At 72.5% G+C, this 19,662-nt stretch carries 19 protein-coding genes and 1 tRNA gene; 14 read left to right on the top strand and 6 right to left on the bottom strand.

What is annotated here, in order from left to right:
* Positions 1–25 precede the first annotated feature (25 nt).
* The 5 genes from DEI97_RS05190 to DEI97_RS05210 all read left to right on the top strand — a co-directional run bounded on the left by DEI97_RS05190 (position 26) and on the right by DEI97_RS05210 (position 9,049).
* Entirely contained in the window at positions 26–3,055 is a 3,030-nt protein-coding gene (locus tag DEI97_RS05190) for an alpha-mannosidase (protein WP_111075967.1), read from the top strand.
* A 124-nt stretch (positions 3,056–3,179) separates the two neighbouring features.
* Positions 3,180–4,139 carry an endo-beta-N-acetylglucosaminidase H gene (locus tag DEI97_RS05195; protein WP_284158329.1) on the top strand — a complete coding sequence of 320 codons (960 nt, stop codon included), beginning with the start codon at positions 3,180–3,182 and terminating at the stop codon, positions 4,137–4,139.
* Between the two features lie 13 nt (positions 4,140–4,152).
* Positions 4,153–7,503, top strand: coding sequence for a GH92 family glycosyl hydrolase (locus DEI97_RS05200; RefSeq protein WP_111075969.1), 3,351 nt, complete (start codon positions 4,153–4,155; stop codon positions 7,501–7,503).
* A gap of 66 nt (positions 7,504–7,569) precedes the next feature.
* On the top strand, positions 7,570–8,430 hold the full coding sequence (locus DEI97_RS05205) for an alpha/beta fold hydrolase (RefSeq protein ID WP_111075970.1): 861 nt from the start codon (positions 7,570–7,572) through the stop codon (positions 8,428–8,430).
* Positions 8,423–9,049, top strand: coding sequence for a TetR-like C-terminal domain-containing protein (locus tag DEI97_RS05210; RefSeq protein WP_111075971.1), 627 nt, complete (start codon positions 8,423–8,425; stop codon positions 9,047–9,049). Before DEI97_RS05205 ends, DEI97_RS05210 begins: the two co-directional genes overlap by 8 nt.
* Here DEI97_RS05210 and DEI97_RS05215 read toward each other — a convergent pair.
* Entirely contained in the window at positions 9,024–10,337 is a 1,314-nt protein-coding gene (locus DEI97_RS05215) for a nucleotide disphospho-sugar-binding domain-containing protein (RefSeq protein ID WP_111075972.1), read from the bottom strand. The genes DEI97_RS05210 and DEI97_RS05215 overlap by 26 nt on opposite strands.
* Positions 10,338–10,506: 169 nt before the next feature.
* On the opposite strand from DEI97_RS05215, the gene DEI97_RS05220 reads away from it, so the two are divergent.
* Positions 10,507–11,088, top strand: coding sequence for a GNAT family N-acetyltransferase (locus DEI97_RS05220; protein WP_258376775.1), 582 nt, complete (start codon positions 10,507–10,509; stop codon positions 11,086–11,088).
* A gap of 89 nt (positions 11,089–11,177) precedes the next feature.
* On the opposite strand, the gene catA is transcribed toward DEI97_RS05220, so the two are convergent.
* Both catA and DEI97_RS05230 read right to left on the bottom strand, forming a co-directional pair.
* Positions 11,178–11,843, bottom strand: a complete 666-nt coding sequence (gene catA / locus DEI97_RS05225) for a type A chloramphenicol O-acetyltransferase (protein ID WP_111075973.1) — start codon at positions 11,841–11,843, stop codon at positions 11,178–11,180.
* A gap of 27 nt (positions 11,844–11,870) precedes the next feature.
* On the bottom strand, positions 11,871–12,497 hold the full coding sequence (locus tag DEI97_RS05230) for an HAD family hydrolase (RefSeq protein ID WP_111075974.1): 627 nt from the start codon (positions 12,495–12,497) through the stop codon (positions 11,871–11,873).
* Between the two features lie 53 nt (positions 12,498–12,550).
* Between DEI97_RS05230 and DEI97_RS05235 the strand changes: the two genes are divergently transcribed.
* Genes DEI97_RS05235 through DEI97_RS05250 form a run of 4 tightly spaced genes read left to right on the top strand, consistent with a single transcriptional unit; the run spans position 12,551 to position 14,450 of the window.
* Positions 12,551–13,078: a GNAT family N-acetyltransferase gene (locus DEI97_RS05235; RefSeq protein WP_111075975.1), complete on the top strand. Its 528-nt coding sequence runs from the start codon at positions 12,551–12,553 to the stop codon at positions 13,076–13,078.
* Positions 13,075–13,614, top strand: a complete 540-nt coding sequence (locus tag DEI97_RS05240; protein WP_111075976.1) for a GNAT family N-acetyltransferase — start codon at positions 13,075–13,077, stop codon at positions 13,612–13,614. The genes DEI97_RS05235 and DEI97_RS05240 overlap by 4 nt, the downstream gene beginning before the upstream one ends.
* Positions 13,615–13,647: 33 nt before the next feature.
* Complete coding sequence (locus tag DEI97_RS05245; protein WP_111075977.1) at positions 13,648–14,136, top strand: hypothetical protein; 489 nt, start codon at positions 13,648–13,650, stop codon at positions 14,134–14,136.
* The gene (locus DEI97_RS05250; RefSeq protein ID WP_111075978.1) at positions 14,133–14,450 is read left to right on the top strand and encodes a transcriptional regulator; all 318 of its coding nucleotides are present in this window, start codon (positions 14,133–14,135) and stop codon (positions 14,448–14,450) included. The genes DEI97_RS05245 and DEI97_RS05250 overlap by 4 nt, the downstream gene beginning before the upstream one ends.
* 31 nt (positions 14,451–14,481) lie before the next feature.
* Here the strand turns inward: DEI97_RS05250 and DEI97_RS05255 are convergent, their stop codons facing one another.
* Both DEI97_RS05255 and DEI97_RS05260 read right to left on the bottom strand, forming a co-directional pair.
* Positions 14,482–15,570: a sensor histidine kinase gene (locus DEI97_RS05255; RefSeq protein WP_111075979.1), complete on the bottom strand. Its 1,089-nt coding sequence runs from the start codon at positions 15,568–15,570 to the stop codon at positions 14,482–14,484.
* 14 nt (positions 15,571–15,584) lie between these two features.
* Positions 15,585–16,259, bottom strand: a complete 675-nt coding sequence (locus DEI97_RS05260) for a response regulator transcription factor (RefSeq protein WP_111075980.1) — start codon at positions 16,257–16,259, stop codon at positions 15,585–15,587.
* Positions 16,260–16,346: 87 nt separating this feature from the next.
* Between DEI97_RS05260 and DEI97_RS05265 the strand changes: the two genes are divergently transcribed.
* The 3 genes from DEI97_RS05265 to DEI97_RS05275 are packed head-to-tail and all read left to right on the top strand — an operon-like array spanning position 16,347 to position 19,131.
* The gene (locus DEI97_RS05265) at positions 16,347–16,982 is read left to right on the top strand and encodes a M15 family metallopeptidase (protein WP_111075981.1); all 636 of its coding nucleotides are present in this window, start codon (positions 16,347–16,349) and stop codon (positions 16,980–16,982) included.
* The gene (gene alr / locus DEI97_RS05270) at positions 16,979–18,124 is read left to right on the top strand and encodes an alanine racemase (protein ID WP_111075982.1); all 1,146 of its coding nucleotides are present in this window, start codon (positions 16,979–16,981) and stop codon (positions 18,122–18,124) included. Before DEI97_RS05265 ends, alr begins: the two co-directional genes overlap by 4 nt.
* Positions 18,112–19,131 carry a D-alanine--D-alanine ligase family protein gene (locus DEI97_RS05275; RefSeq protein ID WP_111075983.1) on the top strand — a complete coding sequence of 340 codons (1,020 nt, stop codon included), beginning with the start codon at positions 18,112–18,114 and terminating at the stop codon, positions 19,129–19,131. The genes alr and DEI97_RS05275 overlap by 13 nt, the downstream gene beginning before the upstream one ends.
* Positions 19,132–19,224: 93 nt before the next feature.
* Here the strand turns inward: DEI97_RS05275 and DEI97_RS05280 are convergent.
* A tRNA-Gly gene (locus DEI97_RS05280) sits at positions 19,225–19,298 on the bottom strand.
* Between the two features lie 53 nt (positions 19,299–19,351).
* On the opposite strand from DEI97_RS05280, the gene DEI97_RS05285 reads away from it, so the two are divergent.
* A complete protein-coding gene (locus DEI97_RS05285) occupies positions 19,352–19,615 on the top strand; it encodes a hypothetical protein (protein WP_111075984.1) in 264 nt (87 codons plus the stop codon).
* Positions 19,616–19,662 lie beyond the last annotated feature (47 nt).

Here is a 19,662-nt window from a genome sequence, read left to right on the forward strand (position 1 = left end):
ACCACCGCCGTCCCCGGAAGGACCCATGCACGACGACATCCCGCTCACCATCGGCCGCGCCCGCCGCGTGCTCGACGAGCGCATCCTGCCCGAGGTGCACGCCACCGCCGTCCCGCTCGACACCGCCTGGCACGAACTGCCCGGCGAGCCGATCGCCCCCGCCGAGGGGCTCGCGCTCACCTTCGAGCCGTACGAGGTCGGCACCCCCTGGGGCGCCGCGTGGGGCACCACCTGGTTCCGGCTGAGCGGCACCGTCCCCACCGAGTGGGCCGGGCAGCGCGTCGAGGCCATCGTCGACCTCGGGTTCGACAAGAACATGCCGGGCTTCCAGTGCGAAGGACTCGTGTACCTGTCCGACGGCACCCCGGTGAAGTCGATCAACCCCCGCAACCAGTGGGTGCTCCTCGCCGAAGAGGCCGTCGGTGGCGAGACCGTCGAGTTCTTCGTCGAGGCAGCGTCCAACCCGGTCTTGCTCGACTACCACCCCTTCCTCGTGACGCAGGAGGGCGACATCCGGACCTCGTCCCCGAAGCGGCTGTACACGTCGCGTCGGATGGACCTGGCCGTGTTCGCGTCCGAGGTGCACGAACTCGCGCTCGACATCGACGTCCTGCTCGAACTGCAGGAGGAACTGCCGCAGGGCCCGCGCCGGATGCGGATCCTGCAGGCGCTCGACGACGCCCTGGACGCCCTCGACCTGCAGCACATCCCGGAGACGGCGTCCGATGCCCGCGCCGCGCTCGCCGAGGTGCTCGCCGCCCCCGCCGAGGCCTCCGCGCACCGGATCTCGGCCGTCGGCCACGCGCACATCGACTCCGCCTGGCTCTGGCCCGTGCGCGAGACGATCCGGAAGGTCGCCCGCACCACGTCGAGCATGACGGAGCTGATCGGGCAGACCGACGACTTCCTCTACGGCATGTCCAGCGCCCAGCAGTACGCCTGGATCAAGGAGCACCGCCCCGAGGTCTACGCGAAGGTCAAGGAGGCCGTCGCCGCCGGCCGGTTCCTGCCGCTCGGCGGGATGTGGGTCGAGTCCGACACGGTGATGCCGACCGGCGAGAGCATCGTCCGGCAGTTCTCGCAGGGCCAGCGGTTCTTCGAGCGCGAGTTCGGCATCCGGCCGAAGGGCGTGTGGCTGCCGGACAGCTTCGGGTACTCGCCGGCGCTGCCGCAGCTGATGCGCCGCGCGGGGTTCGAGTGGTTCTTCACGCAGAAGATCTCGTGGAACCAGGTCAACAAGTTCCCGCACCACACGTTCCTCTGGGAGGGCATCGACGGCTCGCGGGTGTTCTCGCACTTCCCGTCGATGGACACGTACAACTCGCGCCTGTCCGGGTCCGAGGTGGCGAAGGCCTCGCGCCAGTTCCGTGAGAACCGCCTGGCCTCCGGCTCGATCGCCCCCGTCGGCTGGGGCGACGGCGGCGGTGGCACCACCCGCGAGATGACCGGCACCGCCGCACGGCTGGCGGACCTGGAGGGCAGCGCCCGCGTCACGTGGGAACACCCCGACGCGTTCTTCGACCGTGCGAAGTCCGAGCTCGAGAACCCGCCGGTGTGGGTCGGCGAGCTCTACCTCGAGCTGCACCGCGCGACCCTGACCAGCCAGCACCAGACCAAGCAGGGCAACCGTCGCAGCGAGCACCTGCTCGTCGAGGCGGAGCTGTGGTGCGCGACGGCCGCCGCCCGCACCGACTTCGCGTACCCGTACGACGAACTCGACGCGCTGTGGCAGCAGGTCCTGCTCCAGCAGTTCCACGACATCCTGCCGGGCACCTCGATCGCGTGGGTGCACCGCGAGGCCGTCGAGCGGTACGCCGAGATCGCGGACCGTCTGGAGGCCCTCATCGCCGCCGCCCTGTCGGCCCTCGCCGGGAGCGGGGACCGGACGGTCGTCGTCAACCCGGCCCCGGTCCTCCAGGCCGGCACCGGAGCGCTCAGCGCGGTCGTCGCGACCGACGTCCCGGCGACCACCGCCGTGTCGCTCACCGAGGCCGACGGCGGGTTCGTGCTCACCAACGAGCTGGTCCGCGTCGTCGTCGACGGCCGGGGACTCGTCACGAGTGCCGTCGACCTGACCACCGGACGCGACGCGATCGCCCCCGGGCAGGTCGCGAACCTGCTGCAGCTGCACCAGGACTTCCCGAACATGTGGGACGCGTGGGACGTCGACCGGTACTACCGGAACCGGGTCGACGACCTGGTCGACGTCACCGCCCTGCGCGGCTCGGTCGACGCGGACGGCGCCGCACGCGTCACCGTCTCGCGGGCGTTCAGCGAGTCGACCGTGACGCAGGAGATCACCCTCGCACCGGACACCCGCACCCTGGAGTTCGCGCAGGTCACGGACTGGCACGAGACCGAGAAGTTCCTCAAGGTGGCGTTCCCGCTCGACGTCCGCGCCGAGCACACCATCGCGGAGACCCAGTTCGGCGCGCAGAAGCGGGTGACCCACACGAACACCTCGTGGGAGGCGGCGAAGTTCGAGACGTCGATGCACCGCTACGTGCTCGCCGAGGAGCCCGGGTTCGGCGTCGCGCTGGTGAACGACTCGATCCACGGGTTCGACGTCACCCGCGACGCGGTCGCCGGGCACGTCACGACGACGCTCCGGCTCTCGCTGTTGCGGGCGCCGCGGTTCCCGGACCCGGAGACCGACCAGGGCGTCCAGACCCACCGGTACGGCCTGGTCATCGGCACCGACGTGATCGGGGCGACCGCGGCCGGCACGGCGATGAACAGCGCCGCCCGGACCGTCACCGGCGACCACGGCTTCGGGCCGCTCGTCCAGGCTTCCGGTGACGTGGTGGTGTCGGCCGTGAAGCTCGCCGACGACCGCTCCGGCGACCTGGTCGTCCGCGTGTACGAGCCGGCGGGACGACGGGGCATCGGCGGACTGGGCGTCGACGGGCCCTTCGGGGAGCCGGTCGAGGTCACGCTGCTCGAAGAGGTCGACCCGGCACTGCCCGGCGTCGCGGCGGTCACCGACGGTGTGGCGGCCTTCGCGGTCGACGCCTTCGAGGTCCGCACCTTCCGCTTCCCGCGGAGCGGCCGCTGACCGGCGCCTGCTGAGACCCCCGCCGTCGGGACTTCGGGTGTCCCGGCGGCGGGTCCCACGGCCGGTCGGTCGTGGACCCGCGGCGGCACCTCGTCGCCGCGGACACCACTCGAAGAGGAGTGTCATGCAGAAGTCCATGAAGATCGGGATCGTGGCGGCGCTGGTCGCCATGGTGGCGGCGCCGATGGTGCCCGCCGCCGCATCGGCAGCACCGGGCGGGCCGGCAGCGGCATCGCACGGGCACGGCCAGGGGCAGGGGCACGGGCGGCCGGGCCACGGCGCCCCGACGAAGACCGGGCCGACGAGCATCGCGTACGTCGAGGTGAACAACGACGAACTGCGGAACGTCGGGCGGTACACGCTCGAGAACGGGGCGAACGCGTTCGACGTGGCGATCATCTTCGCCGCGAACATCAACCGCGACGCCGACGGCGATGCGGTGCTCTACGCCAACGAGAACGTGCAGCGCACCCTCGACCAGGCGGCGACGCAGATCCGTCCGCTGCAGGCCAAGGGCATCAAGGTGACGCTCTCGGTGCTCGGGAACCACCAGGGCACGGGGCTCGCGAACTTCACCTCGAAGGCCGAGGCGCGGGACTTCGCCGCGCAGGTCGCCGCCACCGTGAAGCAGTACGGCCTGGACGGCGTCGACCTGGACGACGAGTACTCGGACTACGGCGTGGACGGCACCCCGCAGCCGAACGAGCAGTCGATCGGGTGGTTGATCTCGGCGCTCCGGGCGGACATGCCGGGCAAGATCATCTCGTTCTACGACATCGGCCCGTCGTCCGACGCCCTGAAGACCGCGAACCCGTCCATCGGCAAGAAGCTCGACTACGCCTGGAACCCCTACTACGGCACCTACACGGCGCCGACGATCCCCGGGGTCGGGAAGTCGAAGCTGTCCGCCGCCGCGATCGACATCCAGAACACCCCGGCAGCGACCGCAGTGAGCCTGGCGCAGCGCAGCAAGGCCGACGGGTACGGCGTCTTCATGACGTACAACCTGCCGGACGGCGACGTCAGCCCGTACGTGTCCGGGTTCACGAAGGTGCTGTACGGCCAGTCGGCCGTCTACAAGTAGGGACGACTGATCGATGAGTGTTGAACGCCGTGGCGGCTCGGCTGCCAGCCTGACGACCGCTGGCCCGTCGACCGCCGTCGCGGCCCGGAACGGGGTCGGGTTCGTCTCGCACGAGGCGACCCTGGTCGAACGGACCGGCCCGGGGACGACCGTCGTGGTCGTCCCCGGGCTCGACGGTCACGAGGTCGGGCCCACCGACGTCCTGACCTGGGTCTGGTTCCCGGAACGGTCCCTGCCCGCGGGGCAGACCGAACCGGCCGAACGGGACCTGGACGGGTTCTGGGCCGCCACGGCGTTCGCACTCGACATCGTCTTCACCGACGGCACCCGGCTGAGCGACGGAGCGTCGGGCGCGCACCCCTTCGACCAGACGGGCGCCGTCGACCAGGCTCGCGCCGTCGACCAGTACGGCGACGCGGTCACCCCCGAGGCGCAGGACGACGCCCGCAAGCAGTGGGTCGACCAGTGGAACCGGCGGACCGTCGACCTGTCGGCGCACGTCGGCCGGGTGGTGGACCGCCTGGAGGCCCGCCTCGGCCGCGCAGACCAGCCCGCCCCCGCCACCGGCGTGGCTTCCACCGGCATGGTCTCCGCCGGCGCGGTCGCCACCGGTACGGACGACGGCGCCGCTGCCGCGGACCGCCCGGTCCGCGGCTGGCTCGACGACGTCCGCATCGAGCCCGCTGGCCGGGCGGCCGGCGCCCTGCCCGCCGACGCCCGCCCCCTCGACCACGTCCGCACCACCCGCGGCACGCACTCGTCCGGCACGTTCTCGCGCGGCAACAACGCCCCGCTCGTCGGCCTGCCGCACGGTGGGGTGTTCGGGCTGCCGATGACGAACGCCGCCGACAGCCGGTGGCCGTACGCCTACCAGGAGCACAACCGGCCGAGCGACAACCGGCCGACGATCCAGGCCTTCGCGACGAGTCACCTGCCTTCGCCGTGGATGGCCGACCGCGGGGTGTTCCAGGTGATGCCGTCCCCGCTCACCGACCCCGACGTCGACCGCACCGCCCGCGCGCTCGGGTTCGACCACGTCGACGAACTCGACGGCCCGCACCGCTACCGGGTCGCCCTCGACCAGGACGTCACCGCCGAGATGACCGCCGGGGAGTTCGCCCTGGCGTGGCGCTTCACCGGCGTCCGGAGCATCGTCCTCGACCACCACGGCGTCCTCCGCTCGTGCACCGTCCGGCTCGAGGACGGCACGGCGGTCGTCGACGCCCTGCTCGACGACCGGGCCGAGACGCCGCCACACCACGTGCACCTCCGGATCGCCGACGCCGTCGCCGACCACACCACGTTCGTCGACGGGCTGCTCCGCGGCCGGGTCGAGGTCTCCGGCGACACCGACGTCCTGCTCGGCATCTCGACCGTCTCCGCCGAGGACGCGGCCGCGAACCTCCGCGCCGCGGGGGACTTCGACGCGATGCGCCACCACGCCGAGCGCCGCTGGACCGCCGAACTCGACACGCTGCAGGTCCAGGGCGCCACCCCGGACCAGCTCGTCTCGCTGTACTCCGGGCTGTACCGGGCGTTCCTCTACCCGACCCGGGCGGGGGAGACCGCCCTCGTCCGCGAGACCGACCCCGCCGGACGCCCTCGACACCGGTCCCCGTACGGCGACGTCCTGTCCGAGCCGATCCGCGACGAGCCCGGCCCCGAGGTCGTCGACGGACCGCTCACCACCACGAACGGGTTCTGGGACACCTACCGGACCGCCTGGCCGCTGCTCGCGCTCCTCACCCCGGACACCGCGGCCGACCTGGCCGAGGGTGTCGTCGGACACTTCACCGACGGCGGCTGGACCCCGCGCTGGAGTGCCCCCGGCGCCGAGGACGTGATGACCGGCACCACGAGCGACACCGTGTTCGCCGACCTCGTCGCGAAGGGCGTCGACGGGTTCGACGTCGCGCAGGCGTACCGGTCCGCGGTGCGCAACGCGACCGTCCCGGCACGGGACCGGCGGGTCGGGCGGAAGGGGAGCCTCCCGGGCCTGTTCCGCGGGTACGTCGACACGGCGACCGGCGAGGGCATGTCGTGGACGCTCGACGCGGCCATCAACGACTGGGGTGTCGCGGTGCTGGCGAACGCGATGGCGGACCGGGCCGTCGCGGCCGGCGATGACAGCGGCGCTGCCCGGTACCGGGCCGAACACGAGTGGTTCGCACGGCGGTCGCTGCAGTACCGGAACGTCTTCGACCGTGAGCGCGGGTTCTTCATCGGCCGGACGCCCGACGGCGGCTGGCGTGGCGCCGGTCCCGACGGCGGTGTCGGCCCGGACGGCGGCTTCGACCCCGACGTGTGGGGGAGCGACTACACCGAGACGAACGCGTGGGGCACGATGTTCACCGCCCCGCACGACGGCGCCGGGGTCGTCGACCTGCACGGCGGACCGGCCGCCTTCGACCAGGCGTTCGCCCGCTTCTGGGCGCGCCGCGAGACCGGCGGCACCGACCGCTCCGGCTCCTACGGCTTCGCGATCCACGAGATGACCGAGGCCCGCGACATCAGGATGGGCATGCTCGGGCTGTCCAACCAGCCGGCGCACCACATCCCCTTCTTCCCGATGTCCACCGGCCGCCACGACGACGCCCACCGTGTCGTCCGCGCGTGCCTGGAGCGGCTGTTCGTCGGCTCCGACCTCGGCCAGGGGTACCCGGGCGACGAGGACAACGGCGAGATGAGCGCGTGGTACGTCTTCGCCACGATCGGGCTCTACCCGCTGGCACCGTCGACCGGCACCTACGTGATCGTGCCGCCGTCGGTCCGCCGGACGGTGCTGCACCGGGCGGGAGGCGCGTCCACCGTCATCGAGACCACCGGCAGCGGGGCGTACATCGCCTCGGTCACGGTCGACGGCGAGCCCTGGGAGTCGGTGAGCATCCCGCACGCGGTCGTGGTCGGCGCCTCGCACGTCGAGGTGGCTCTCGCCGAGACGCCCCAGGGCTGGGCGGCGGACACTCGCCCCGCGTCGGCCTCCGCGCTGCACGGGTACCGGGACACACCCGACGACGTGCTGCCGGTCGGGGTGTCGCCACTCACCGACGACACCGGTGTGAGCGTCGTGTCGCTCGGGGCCGGTGAGTCGGTCGTCGTGCCGGTCACGGTGCCGGCGGCCTCGCTCGTCACGGTGACCGTCGCCGCAGCGGGGACCGGGTCGTGGCGGATCGTGCTGCGGGACGCCGACGGTGCGGCGGTGCACGTGCTCGACGGACCGGACGAGGTGTTCGAGTGGGACGGCCAGACCCGGGTGTTCCCGTTCGCCGGCGGGGTCGACGGCGGGACGCTGACGTTCGAGGCGCTGACGCCGATCGCGCTGACGCAGCTGCAGCTCGTCGCGGCGGACGGGTCTGCTCCCTGACCGGGTGTTGACGCCCCTGGCTATGGGTGTTAGCTTTTGGCTAACACTCGTAGCCAGGAGGCACCCATGCTCGAACACATCGAACGCGACGGCGGCACGATCGCCGTCGACCTCAGCGGCACCGGACCCCTCGTCGTCCTCGCCCACGGCATGGGGGACAGCCGACACTCGTACCGGTTCCTCGTGCCGGAACTCGTCGCCGCCGGGTACCGGGTCGCGAACGTCGACATCCGCGGCTGCGGCGACTCGAGCACCGGGTGGGCCGGGTACTCCCGCACCGACATCGCCGGAGACCTCGTCGCCGTCGTCCGACACCTCGGCGGTCCGGCCGTCGTCGTCGGCCAGTCCATCAGCGGCGGGGCCGCGACCATCGCCGCCGCCGACGCTCCGGACGTCATCACCGGCGTCGTCGAACTCGCTCCCTTCACCCGGGCGCAGTCGTTCGACATCGGCGGGTTCCTCCGCAACCGGAACCACCACCGCTCCGGCACGGTCCAACTCCTCCGCGTCATGGCCGCCGGCAGCCTGCCCGGCTGGCTCGCCTACCTCGACCTCGCCGTCCCCACCAAGCCCGCCGACTGGGCCGTCGAACGCAGCCGCATCGAGGACGCACTGCGACGACCCGGACGGATGGCGGTCCTCCAGGCCATGACCAAGACGACCCCCGCCGACGCCGGAGCCCGACTGGCCGACGTCCGCTGCCCCGTCCTCGTCGTCCAGGGTGGCGCCGACCCGGACTGGGCTGACCCCGCCGCCGAGGGCCGCCGCATCCTCGCCGACCTGCCGACCGGACTCGGCGACCTCGCCGTCATCGACAGTGCCGGCCACTACCCGCACACCGAGACGCCCGCCGAGGTCCTGGCGCTCGTGCTGCCGTTCCTCGGCCGCACCCTCACCGCGACCACCACCGGCGGCGACCGTGCCTAGGGCCGGACTCGACGCAGCGGTCGTCACCGCGGCCGCCGCCGGCCTGGCCGACGAGAACGGCCTCGCGCAGCTGAGCATGAGCACCGTCGCGGACCGGCTCGGCGTGAAGCCGCCGTCCCTCTACAAGCACGTGGCGGGCCTCCCGGACCTGACCCGGCGGATCGCCGCGCTCGCCGCCGCCGAGCTGACCGAGGAACTGGCCGACGCGACGCGCGGACACACCGGACGGGAGGCCCTGGTCGCCGCCGCGCGCACCGTCCGCCGGTACGTGCAACGGCACCCCGGCCGCTACGCGGCCACCACCGGCAGCCGGCCGGCGGACGCCGACGACCCGCTCGCCACTGCCCTCGACCGGTCACTGTCGGCGTTCGTCACCGTCCTGCGGGACTACGGACTGGATCCGGCCGACGAGGTGCACGCGCTCCGGATGCTCCGCAGCATGCTGCACGGGTTCGCCACGCTCGAGGTGTCCGGCGGGTTCCAGCTCGGCACCGACGTGGACGAGAGCTTCACGTGGATGATCGACTTCCTCGACCAGGGGCTTCGGGCGCGGGCGTCGGGCGGGGGCGACGCCGGCGTCCCACACCGCGGTGTCAGCGGTGCGCGACCGCCGCGGTGAGGGCGGCCTCGATGACGTCCACCGGATCGGGCAGTCGGGCGATGGCCGCTGCGAGCTCCCGGCTCCGCGCCGCGAACGTCGGTGACGTCAGCACCTCGGTGACCGCACGGCCGACGGCCTGTTCCCGGGGCGTGCCGGTCCGAAGATCGCGCCCGCAGCCGGCCCAGGCGACCCGGGCGGCGACCTCGGGCTTGTCCTCGGTCGAGCCCGCGACCACGAGGGGGACGCCGTGGGCCAGGGCTCGCTGCACCCCGCCGAACCCGCCGTTCGTCACGACGACGTCGCACAGCGGCAGCAGGCGGTCGTAGGGCAGGTGGGTCGCGACCCGTGCGTTCCCGGGCAACGCGCCGCCGAACGCACGTTCCACCTCGTCGACCGGCCGTCCGCCGGTGCTCACGACGACCAGCACGTGTTCCGCGGCGAGGGCGCGCAGGGTGGGGACCACCAGTCGACCGAAGTCGACGTTGTCGATCGTGCCCTGCGTCACGTGCACGACGGGGCGGCCGAGGCGGAGGTCCGACCACCAGTCCGGCAGGTCCTCGGCCTGCCGCGGGTCGTCGGTCGAGCGCAGCGGTCCGACGAAGTGCACGGAGGTGGGCAGCTCGCGCCGCGGGTACTCGAGTTCCGCCACACCCAGCTGGAACAGCTGGTCGAAGCACCGGTAGGCGAAGTCGAAGGTGTCGATCGGAGACGGAGGCGCGCCCACCTGCGCCAGCATCGTGTCGGCCGCGCGACGGAGCGGCTGGGTGAGCGCCGGTCGCAGCGCAGCGGTGAGCAGCCGGTTGCGCAGGGCGCCGATCGGTCCCCGTCCGGGCTGCAGGCCGGCGCCGAACGGAGCCGTGTCGACGCTCCCCATCGTCACCGGTGTCGTCCCCACGCCGAGGACGGGCAGGCGGTCCTCCGGCGGCAGGGCGAGGTACGGCGCGAGGCCGGTGAAGGCCGCCTCGCCGAGGACCGCATCGAACCCACCCCGGTCCAGCAGTGCACGCATCGCCCGGTACTGGCCCGGGATGACTCGGACGAAGACGGCGAGCATGCCCTCGCGGACACGGGCGATGCCACGGGCGCTGCCGGCGTCGGCGAGCACCTCCTCCAGGTGTCCGTCGTCGAAGTCGACGCTCGCGGGCAGCGGCACGTGTCGGATCCCCGCCGCCGTGACGAGGTCGCGGTACTTCGCGCCCGTCAGCATCGTGACCTCGTGTCCTCGGACGACGAGACCCCGTCCGACGGCGACGAGCGGTGCCAGGTGACCGTAGACGGGTGGGGCGCAGAGCAGGTACGACGACATGGTCCTCGGTCGGTTCGGGGGCGGGTGCAGGAGAGCGGCCGATGGCGTCGACCACCCCGGCCGTCGTCGGGCAGGACGGCGTTCGACAGACGATCGTATGGCGGAGCCGCGGGTCGACTCCATGAGCATGACCACAGTCCCGGCGTCGCCCGCATGCGACCATCGAGTCATGGGGGAGACCATCGTGCTGCCGGCGCAATCACCGCGGCGAACAGAACTCGAAGCGCTCGGCTGGGCCGTCATCGCCCGATCGTTCGGCGCCCAACTGGATGCGGAACGGATCGACGAGCAGCGGTTGCGGGCGCTCGTCGTCGGCGCTCCCGGATCGGTACGGGCTCTGGCGGCCGCCGACGTCGACGCCGTGCTCGCGCTCGACCGGGCGACGATCGGGGACTACCCGGGGAGCGTCGCGACGCAGCACGAGCCGCTCGACCGCGACGGTGCGACGCCGTCGGCTGCTCGCCGGGCGTTCGGCGCCTTCCGGACGGACGCCGGACTCGTCGCGATGACGTTCGTCAGCGTCGACGGAGCCGAGGCCGAGACGGACTTCACGGTCGTCGACCGTGCGCAACGTGGGCGTGGCCTCGGTGTCGCCGTCAAGGCCGCGTCGGTCCTCGAGCTGTCTGCGGCGGGTGTCACGCGCTTCCGCACCGGCGGGTCGGCGGACAACGCCGCGATCCAGCGGGCGAACGACGCGCTCGGCTACGTCCGTGACGAGGAGTGGGTCACGCTCGGGCGGGTCGGGGGCTGACGGTCTGCACGGCGGGTCAGGGGCCCTGTCGTCCTGTTCGTCCTGCACACCGAGGAGTGTCCGGTCACGGCTCCGGCGTTACAAACTCGTCAGGGTCGAGCAGCCAGCGCCCACTCCGGCGCCGCCAGCAACTCCTGCAGCTCGTTCACGAGTCGTGCCGTGTGGAACCCGTCCGCTGCCGCGTGGTGCACCTGGACCGCGACGGGCATCAGCGTCCGGTCCGCTGACTGGCGGTAGCGACCGAGCGTGATGATCGGGAGCAGGTGGTCCCACCCGTCCCCGATCTGCAGCGTGAACCCCGTGAACGACGCCCACGGGATGCTCGACACGTCGAAGGTGTTCGCCGGGGTGTCGGCCTGCGGGAAGAGCGTCGTCGCCGTGCGGTAGCGGTCGACGACCTCGGCCGCCTCGTCGTGGAAGGTCGCGAAGTCGTCCCGGTGCGGCGTCCAGACGCCCGCGAACGTCTCCCGCTCGGGGTTGAACACGGTGAAGGCCGGGTGCACGACGTCCCAGACCGCGGCAGCGCCGCTCGTATCGAGCGCCATCCGGAACTCCTGGTGCCGGTTCACGATCGTCGACAGGGCCCAGATGACCGCGATCGAGCTCTTCACCGCGGTTCCGCTGAGGGCCAACCGGAGTTCGGTGACATCGACGTCGATCGTCATCGCGTAGGTGCAGGGGACGCGGTCCCGGTAGTGCGCGAAGTGCTCACGCCGCGGCCAGGTGGACAGGTCGATCGGTCGAAGGGTCCCCATGGTCTCGAGCGTAGAGCCGTGGCGTCATCAGGGGAGCGCGCGGACCAGGTCGTCCAGGGAGTCCAGGCGCAGGTCGGCCCGGCCGGCCTCGGCTCGCTCGGCGTGCACGTGCCCCCACGGTCCGCGACGGAGGAACGCGGTCCGCATCCCGGCCGCCTGCGCCGGCAGTACGTCGTTGTCCAGGCGGTCACCGACGTACAGCACCTCGCCGGCCCGGCAGCCGGACGCCGCGACGACGCGGTCGAAGAACTCTGGCGACGGCTTCGCCACGCCCCAGGACGTCGACGACGCGATGAAGTCCGGCGCGCAACCGGCCGCGCGCAGCTGTTGCTCGACCCCGGCCGGCTGGTTCCCCGCGATGCCGACCAGGAGGCCGTGGGCTCGCACCGCCTCCAGCGTCGCGACCGCGTCCGGGTAAAGGTCGACCGACTCGATCGGCGGCGCAACGGGCGGGTGCGGGACCCCGAGGATACGCCACACCTCGCGGTGGTCCTCGCCCCGCTCGATCAGCGCGCCGAGGAGCGCCATCAGCGTGAACGGTGGGACGCCCGCGAGCTCGGCGGTGCGCCACCAGATCCGGGACTCGTCCACGAGCGTCTCGCCCACGTCGAAGACGACCGCCCGGAGGCCCGCGGGGACTCGTCCGTTCTGCACACGCCGATCCTCGCACCCCGGCCGTGAGCGCACAGCCCGGTACGGTCGCTGACATGGCCGTCTCGTTCTCCGTCCGCCGAACCGTCGAGGACGACTGGCCGCTGGTGCGTGGCCTGCGGATCGAGAACGCGACCGACAACCCGATCTCCTACGGGGCGACGCTCGAGACGACGCTCGCGATGACCGAGGACGACTGGCGGCTCCGAGCCCGGCGTGGCCAGGCCGAGGACGCGACCAGCCTCGCTGCCGTCGAGACCGACACCGGCCGGTGGATCGGCATGATGAGCGCGCAGAGCCACGACGACGACGGCCCCGACCCGGTCCTCACCGGCGTCTTCGTGTCCCCGGACCGCCGCGGGCGCGAGAACGGGGTGGCTGACGCGCTGCTGGACGGCATCCTCCGGTGGGCGCACGGACGAGGTGCCACGCGCCTCCGGTTGTACGTGGACGAGCACGCCGAGCCCGCGCGCCGCTTCTACACGCGGCACGGGTTCGTCCCCACCGGGCGGACACGGCCCATCGGGTTCACGGCGGGCGACACGCTCGAACTCGTCCGGGTGCTCGACGGACGCTCGCGATGACCGTGATCCGTCTGGTCGAACCGGACGACGGCGCGGCGCTCGCCGACCTGCTCGTCCGCAATCGGGAGTTCCTCGCCCCCTGGAGCCCGATCCGCGCCGACGACCACGAGACCATCGACGGGCAACGGCGGGACATCGACCTGGTCCTGGAGCGCCACCGTCGTGGCGAGAGCGTCCCGTTCGTGGTCCTCGACGCCGCCGGTGAGGTGGCCGGACGTCTGACGCTCAGCGGCGTCGTGCGCGGTCCGTTCCGGTCGTGCGCGATGGGGTACTGGCTGTCAGAGGACCGCACCGGCCGCGGTCTCGCCACCCGGGCGGTCGCCGCTGCGCTCGGGCACGCGTTCGACGACCTCGGCCTGCACCGGGTCCAGGCGGAGACCCTCGTCCACAACACCGCGTCCCAGCGGGTCCTGGCCCGGAACGGCTTCCTCCAGTACGGGCTTGCTCCGCGGTACCTGGAGATCGCGGGCCGGTGGCAGGACCACCGCATGTTCCAGCGGCTGCGCGACGACCCCCCGGTGTCATCCGGCCATTGACTTTCCGCAACGGCAAGTGATTGACTTGCCGACATGGAAAACGAATCGGCGCACGTCGACCACGAGGACCCGACCGACGCCCGACAGGCGCTCGCCGCGGTCGACGCGACCCGGGCCTCCGTCGCCGATCGTCTGGTGACACCGTGGTGGTACCACCCCGTCCTCGGCCTGCTCGGAGGCGGGTACCTGGTCGGCTACGTTCTCGGCGACGCCCTCGTCCGCGTGGTCGTGCTCCTCGTCTTCTTCGCCGGGATCATCACGCTCGTCTCGGCCTACCGACGACTCACCGGTGTGTGGGTCTCCGGGCTCCGCGCCGGGTCCGCGACGTGGTGGGCTGTGGCCGTGGGGGTCTTCGACATGGTCGCCGTGCTCGCCGCCTTCGTCCTGCACGAGTCCACGGGCCTCCGGTGGCCGGTGTGGGTCCTGGCCGTGGTCGTCGCCCTGGCGATGGTCGTGGCCGGCAGCCGGTTCGACCGTCGGCTCCGGTCCGAGCTGCGTCGCGGCCGGGTCCGGGTCTCGTGACCACCACGCCGACGACGGGCCGGGGGAGCGGCGGGGGCGGGGCGTTCGACGAGGTCGTCCACGCGCCGAACCGCCTGCAGATCTGCGCGTTCCTCGAGCCGCTCGACCAGGCCGAGTTCTCGGTCGTGCGCGACGTGCTCGGCGCGAGCGACTCAGTGACGAGCAAGCACGTCAAGGTGCTGCAGGACGCCGGGTACCTGACGGTGCGCAAGCCGACCGGCAAGGGGCGCGTCAAGACGTGGCTGGCACTCACCCCGGAGGGACGAACCGCCTACCGCGGACACGTCGCGGCCCTGCGCGCACTGCTGGGCTGACGCCCGCCAGTCGCGGTCTGGTCAGGAGCGGTCAGTCCGCCGCGCGCGGCAGCGTCACAGTCACGACGAGGCCACCGCCTGCGCGGGGTCGGAGGTGCAGGACGCCTTCGTGGGCGCGGACGACTGCCTCGACGATGGCGAGTCCGAGGCCGACACCGGCCGCGTCCTGGTGGATCCGGGTGACGCCGCGTTGGAACGGCTCGGTGAGGACGGCGACCAGCTCGGGGCTCAGCTGCGGGCCGGTGTTCTCGACCACCAGGCAGGCGTGGGCCCCGGCAGCCTCGACCACCTCGGACGTCGAGACGCGGACGAACCGGTCCTCGCTCCGGGGATCGTGGTCGTTGTGGACGACGGCGTTGTGCACGAGGTTGACGACGAGCTGGAGCAGGAGCGCCGGGACTCCGGGGACGACGACGGGAGCGCCGCCGACGTCGAGCCTGATGCCGCCCGCCTCGGCGAGCGGGAGCAGCGTCTCGGTCGCCTCCTCGGCTGCGAGCGACAGGTCCACCGGCACGAGCGCGGCCGGCCGCTGACCCGCGCGGCTCAGGAGCAGCAACGCCTCGGTCAGGTCGACCGCCCGTTCGTTCACGACCAGCAGCCGGCGGACGAGAGCGGCCTGGTCGTGCTCGGGGTCGTCACGCGCGACCTCGAGCATCGTGCGCGTGATGGCGAGCGGTGTCCGGAGTTCGTGGGAGGCGTTGGCGGCGAACCGCTCCTGCTGCGCGACGTGCTCGGCCAACTGGTCGAGCATCGCGTCGAACGAGTCGGCCAGCTGCCGGAACTCGTCGTCGCGGCCGGGCAGGCGGACGCGGTACGAGAAGGACCCCCTCCCGACGAGCCCGGTTGCGGCCTGCAGGCGCCTGAGCGGCGCGAGCACCCGCCCGGCCAGCAACCAGCCGCCGCCCAGGCCCGCCGCCAGCAGCACGACGAGGGCTCCGACGGTCGGCGGGACGAACGCCCGCACCAGATCGTGTCGGTTCGGCACCGAACCGTTCTGCAGCGAGATCTGCTCCGTCGGCACGTACCGGAGCAGGAAGAGCCACACGACGCTGAGGAGCAGCGCACCGGTCACCAGGACGACGCCCGCGTAGCTCAGTGTGAGACGGAGGCGCACGCTCACGCCCGGCGGCCTGCTCACGTTGGTCGCGCCTCCTGGCCGATCCGGTACCCGACGCCGGGGACCGTCACGATGACCTCCGGCTCTCCGAGCCGTTTCCGGAGGGTCGACACCGTGATGCGGACGGCGTTCGTGAACGGATCCGCGTTCTCGTCCCAGGCGCGTTCGAGCAGTTCCTCGGCGCTCACGACACCGCCGGCGGCGGCGACCAGGACCTCCAGCACGGCGAACTGCTTGCGCGTGAGGGCGACGTAGCGGCCGTCACGGTGCACCTCGCGACGGAAAGGGTCGATGCGGAGTCCGCCGTACTCCAGGAGCGGCGGCCGGTGGTGCGCGCGCCGGCGGGCGAGCGCGCGGAGGCGCAGGACGAGCTCGCGGAGCTCGAACGGCTTCGTCAGGTAGTCGTCCGCTCCTGCGCCGAACCCGGACGCCAGGTCGTCGAGCCGGTCCGCCGCGGTCAGCATGAGGACCGGGGTACCGACGCCTGAGGCGACCAGGTGAGCGGCGACCTCGTCACCGGACGGCCCGGGGACGTCACGGTCGAGCACGGCGACGTCGTACTGCGTGAGCCGCAGCAGCTCGATGGCGGTGTCGCCGTCGAGCGCGACGTCGCTCGCGATCGCCTCGAGCCGGAGACCGTCACGGAGCGCCTCGGCCAGCAACGGCTCGTCCTCCAAGATCAACACCCGCACACGCCGATGGTACGAGCCGGGACATGTCGGGAGCGTATGCGGGAACGCATACGCTCCCACAACACGCCGCCCCGGAGCATCGTCGTCATGACCGTCCACGACCAGCAGCCGCGTCCACCTCGACCACACCGCCCCCGTTCCCGCGTCCTGGTCCCCGCGGTGACCCTCGTCGTCCTGCTCGTGTCGACCGTGCTGCTGGCCGGGTGCGCGGTCCGGTCCACGGCGCACGGTGGGATCGACCGCGGGGGGAGGACGGCGGCGTCGGCGACGGGACGGGCCGGCGGCGAGACCCCGCGCGACGCATCGGTGTTCGACGACTCCCTGCCCGCCGTGAACCGACTCGACCCCGGCCTCCTGTCCGCCGTGCGCCACGCTGCCGAGGACGCCGCCGACGACGACGTCGACTTCGTGCTCAACAGTGGCTGGCGGTCGGCCGCGTACCAGGACCAGCTGCTGCGTGACGCCGTCGACGAGTACGGCTCGATCGGCGAGGCCGCCCGGTGGGTGGCGACGTCGGAGACCTCGGCCCACGTCCGCGGAGACGCGGTCGACATCGGCTCGTGGGACGCGGCGACCTGGCTCTCGGACAACGGGGCCGCCTACGGGCTCTGCCAGGTCTACGGCAACGAGGGCTGGCACTTCGAGCTGCGACCGGAGGCCGTCGACGAGGGTTGTCCCCGGATGTTCGTGGACCCGACGCAGGACCCGAGGATGCAGCGGTGACCGCTCGCTCGGTGTCGGAACTCGTGGTCCACGACGACGCGGTCCGTGCGAACACCGCGTTCTTCGCCGAACACATCAGCGGGCGCCTCATGGCGGTGCTCAAGGCCGATGCGTTCGGGCACGGGGCCGTCGCCCGGACGGTCGTCGCGGCCGGCGCCCGGTCGATCGGGGTCACGTCGATCGCCGAGGCGCTCGCGGTCCGCGCCGAGGGCGTCGTGGTCCCGGTGTTGAGTTGGCTGAACCCCGTCGACGCCGACTTCGGCGCCGCTGTACTCGCGGACGTCGACCTGGCCGTGCCGAGCACGGCGGTCCTTGCCGCGGTCGCGCACGCCGGTCGTGTCGTCGGTCGTCGGGCGCGGGTGCACCTGCACGTCGACGTGGGCATGGCGCGCGACGGTTGTCCTCCCGGGGCCTGGGCAGCGCTGTGTGCCCTGGCGTGTGAGTTCGAGGCCGCCGGGGACATCCGCGTGGTCGGCGTCATGGGGCACATGTCGAGCGCCGACCTGCCCGAGGACCCGCAGAACGACCGGGAGCGCCTGGTCTTCCGGAACGCCGTCCGGACTGCACGGCGACGGTCGCTGCGGCCCGCCGTCACCCACCTGGCCGCGACCGCCGCCACCCTGACTGGCGTCGGCGACGGCCACGACCTGCACCGCATCGGTGCCGGGCTCTTCGGCATCGACCCTTCCGGGACCACCGACGTCCTCCGCCCCGCCCTGACCCTGCGCACGCGGGTCGTCGCGACCCGCACCGTCCCTGCCGGTACCGGAGTCGGCTACGGACACGACCACACGGCAGCCGACTGCACGACCCTCGCGCTGTTGCCGCTCGGGTACGGCGACGGGTTGCCTCGCGCGGCCGCGCACCGTGCGGAGGTGCTGCTCGCAGGGCGCCGACGCCCGGTCGTCGGCCGCTTCTCGATGGACATGCTCGTCGTCGACACGGGCGGGGACGACGTCCTGCCGGGCTCCGTCGCCACCGTGTTCGGTCCTGGCGGCGACGGTGAACCCACCGTGGCCGAATGGGCTGGCTGGGCCTCGACGATCCCGCACGAGATCGTCGTCGCTGTCGGTGCCCGCAGCGCTCGGGTGCTCCGGACCACGACCACCACGACGACAGGAGGCACGGCATGGACGGCGTGAACGAGGACCACCGGCGGCGGATCGCGGTCATCGGCGGTGGTCGGAGCGACGAACACGAGGTGTCGCTGGCGTCGGCCGCGTCGGCCGTCGGTGTGATCCGTCAGCGTGGGGAGGAGGTGCTGGAGCTGCGGATCGACCGCGACGGCACCTGGCGCGACGCGGCGGGGACGCGACTCACCGCGGCAGAGGCGGTCACCCGGATGGCCACCTGCGACGTCGCCTTCCCCCTGCTGCACGGGGTGCACGGCGAGGACGGCGCCATCGCCGGACTGCTCACCCTGATCGGCATGCCGTTCGTGGGCTCCCCGGTCCGGGCGGGTGCCCTGGCGATGGACAAGTGGGCGACGAAGCTGCTCGCCGAGGCCGCGGGCATCGCCACCGCTCCGGCGGTGCTGGTCCGGCCCGGCGACCGTGTGGACACGTTGCCCCTCCCGGTGCCGCTGGTCGTGAAGCCGACGACCGGTGGTTCGAGCAACGGGGTGTCACGAGTGACCACCGCCGACACCTACCGCCAGGCCGTGGCGAAGGCCCGGGCGGCGGGCGAAGACGTGCTCGTCGAGTCGTTCGTCGCCGGACGCGAGGTCGACATCGCGCTCTTCCGGGACGGCAACGGTGTCCTCCGCGCGGGCGCCTCGCTCGAGGTCGGCGTCGAGCGAGGCGGCCTGTTCGACCGGCACCGGAAGTACGACGGCACCGCCGAGTTCACCCTGCCCGCGCGGATCACGCCTGTCGAGCACGCCACGGTCGATCGGGCAGCGCGGGACCTCTACGCGGTGCTCGGTTGCTCAGGGGTAGTCCGGTTCGACTTCTTCGTCACGGACACCACTGTCGTCCTCAACGAGGTGAACACCACGCCCGGGTTCACCGAGCGGTCACAGGTCCCGATGATGTACGCGGCGGTCGGCCTGCCCTACGCGGACCTGGTGGGGGAGTTGGTCGAGGAGGCGCTGGCCACCGCACACGGACGAGGCCACCCGCCGGATCCGCGATCGGCGACCTCTGCATGAGCCGGCGGAGTGCCCGCTCGGCGATGGAGGGGAAGGCGGGGATCGTGGATCGGCGCGATGCCAGATCGACAGCTGGCAGCGCAGTTCAGAACGTGGAGGGGATGACGGGAATCGAACCCGCGTAGCCAGTTTGGAAGACTGGGGCTCTACCATTGAGCTACATCCCCGCGCCTGCGCACGTGTCGCAGCCCCACCACCATACCGGACGATCGACACCCCCATGATCCTGCCGCCGCCGGACGAGTCGTCGCAGCGCACGATCAAGCGTTCCCGGGTGCTGTCCTACGTGCTGGTGGCCCTGGCAGCGGTGGTGCTCTCGCTGCGCCCGGACCTGTTCGGCGACCCGCAGACCCAGCCCTGGCACGCACTGCTGCACGTGTGGCGCATCGTCGCCGGGCTGCTCCTCGGGGTGGCTGCCCTGGCGGTCCAGGTCGTCGTCGGGGTGCAGTGGCGACGGGGTCTGCGACGGGCCGCGGACGACTGACTTCCCACAACCGGGAGTCCTACCGGGGATCGTGCACCTGGAGCCCG

The organism is Curtobacterium sp. MCLR17_032 (genome assembly GCF_003234795.2).
Lineage (GTDB): Bacteria > Actinomycetota > Actinomycetes > Actinomycetales > Microbacteriaceae > Curtobacterium.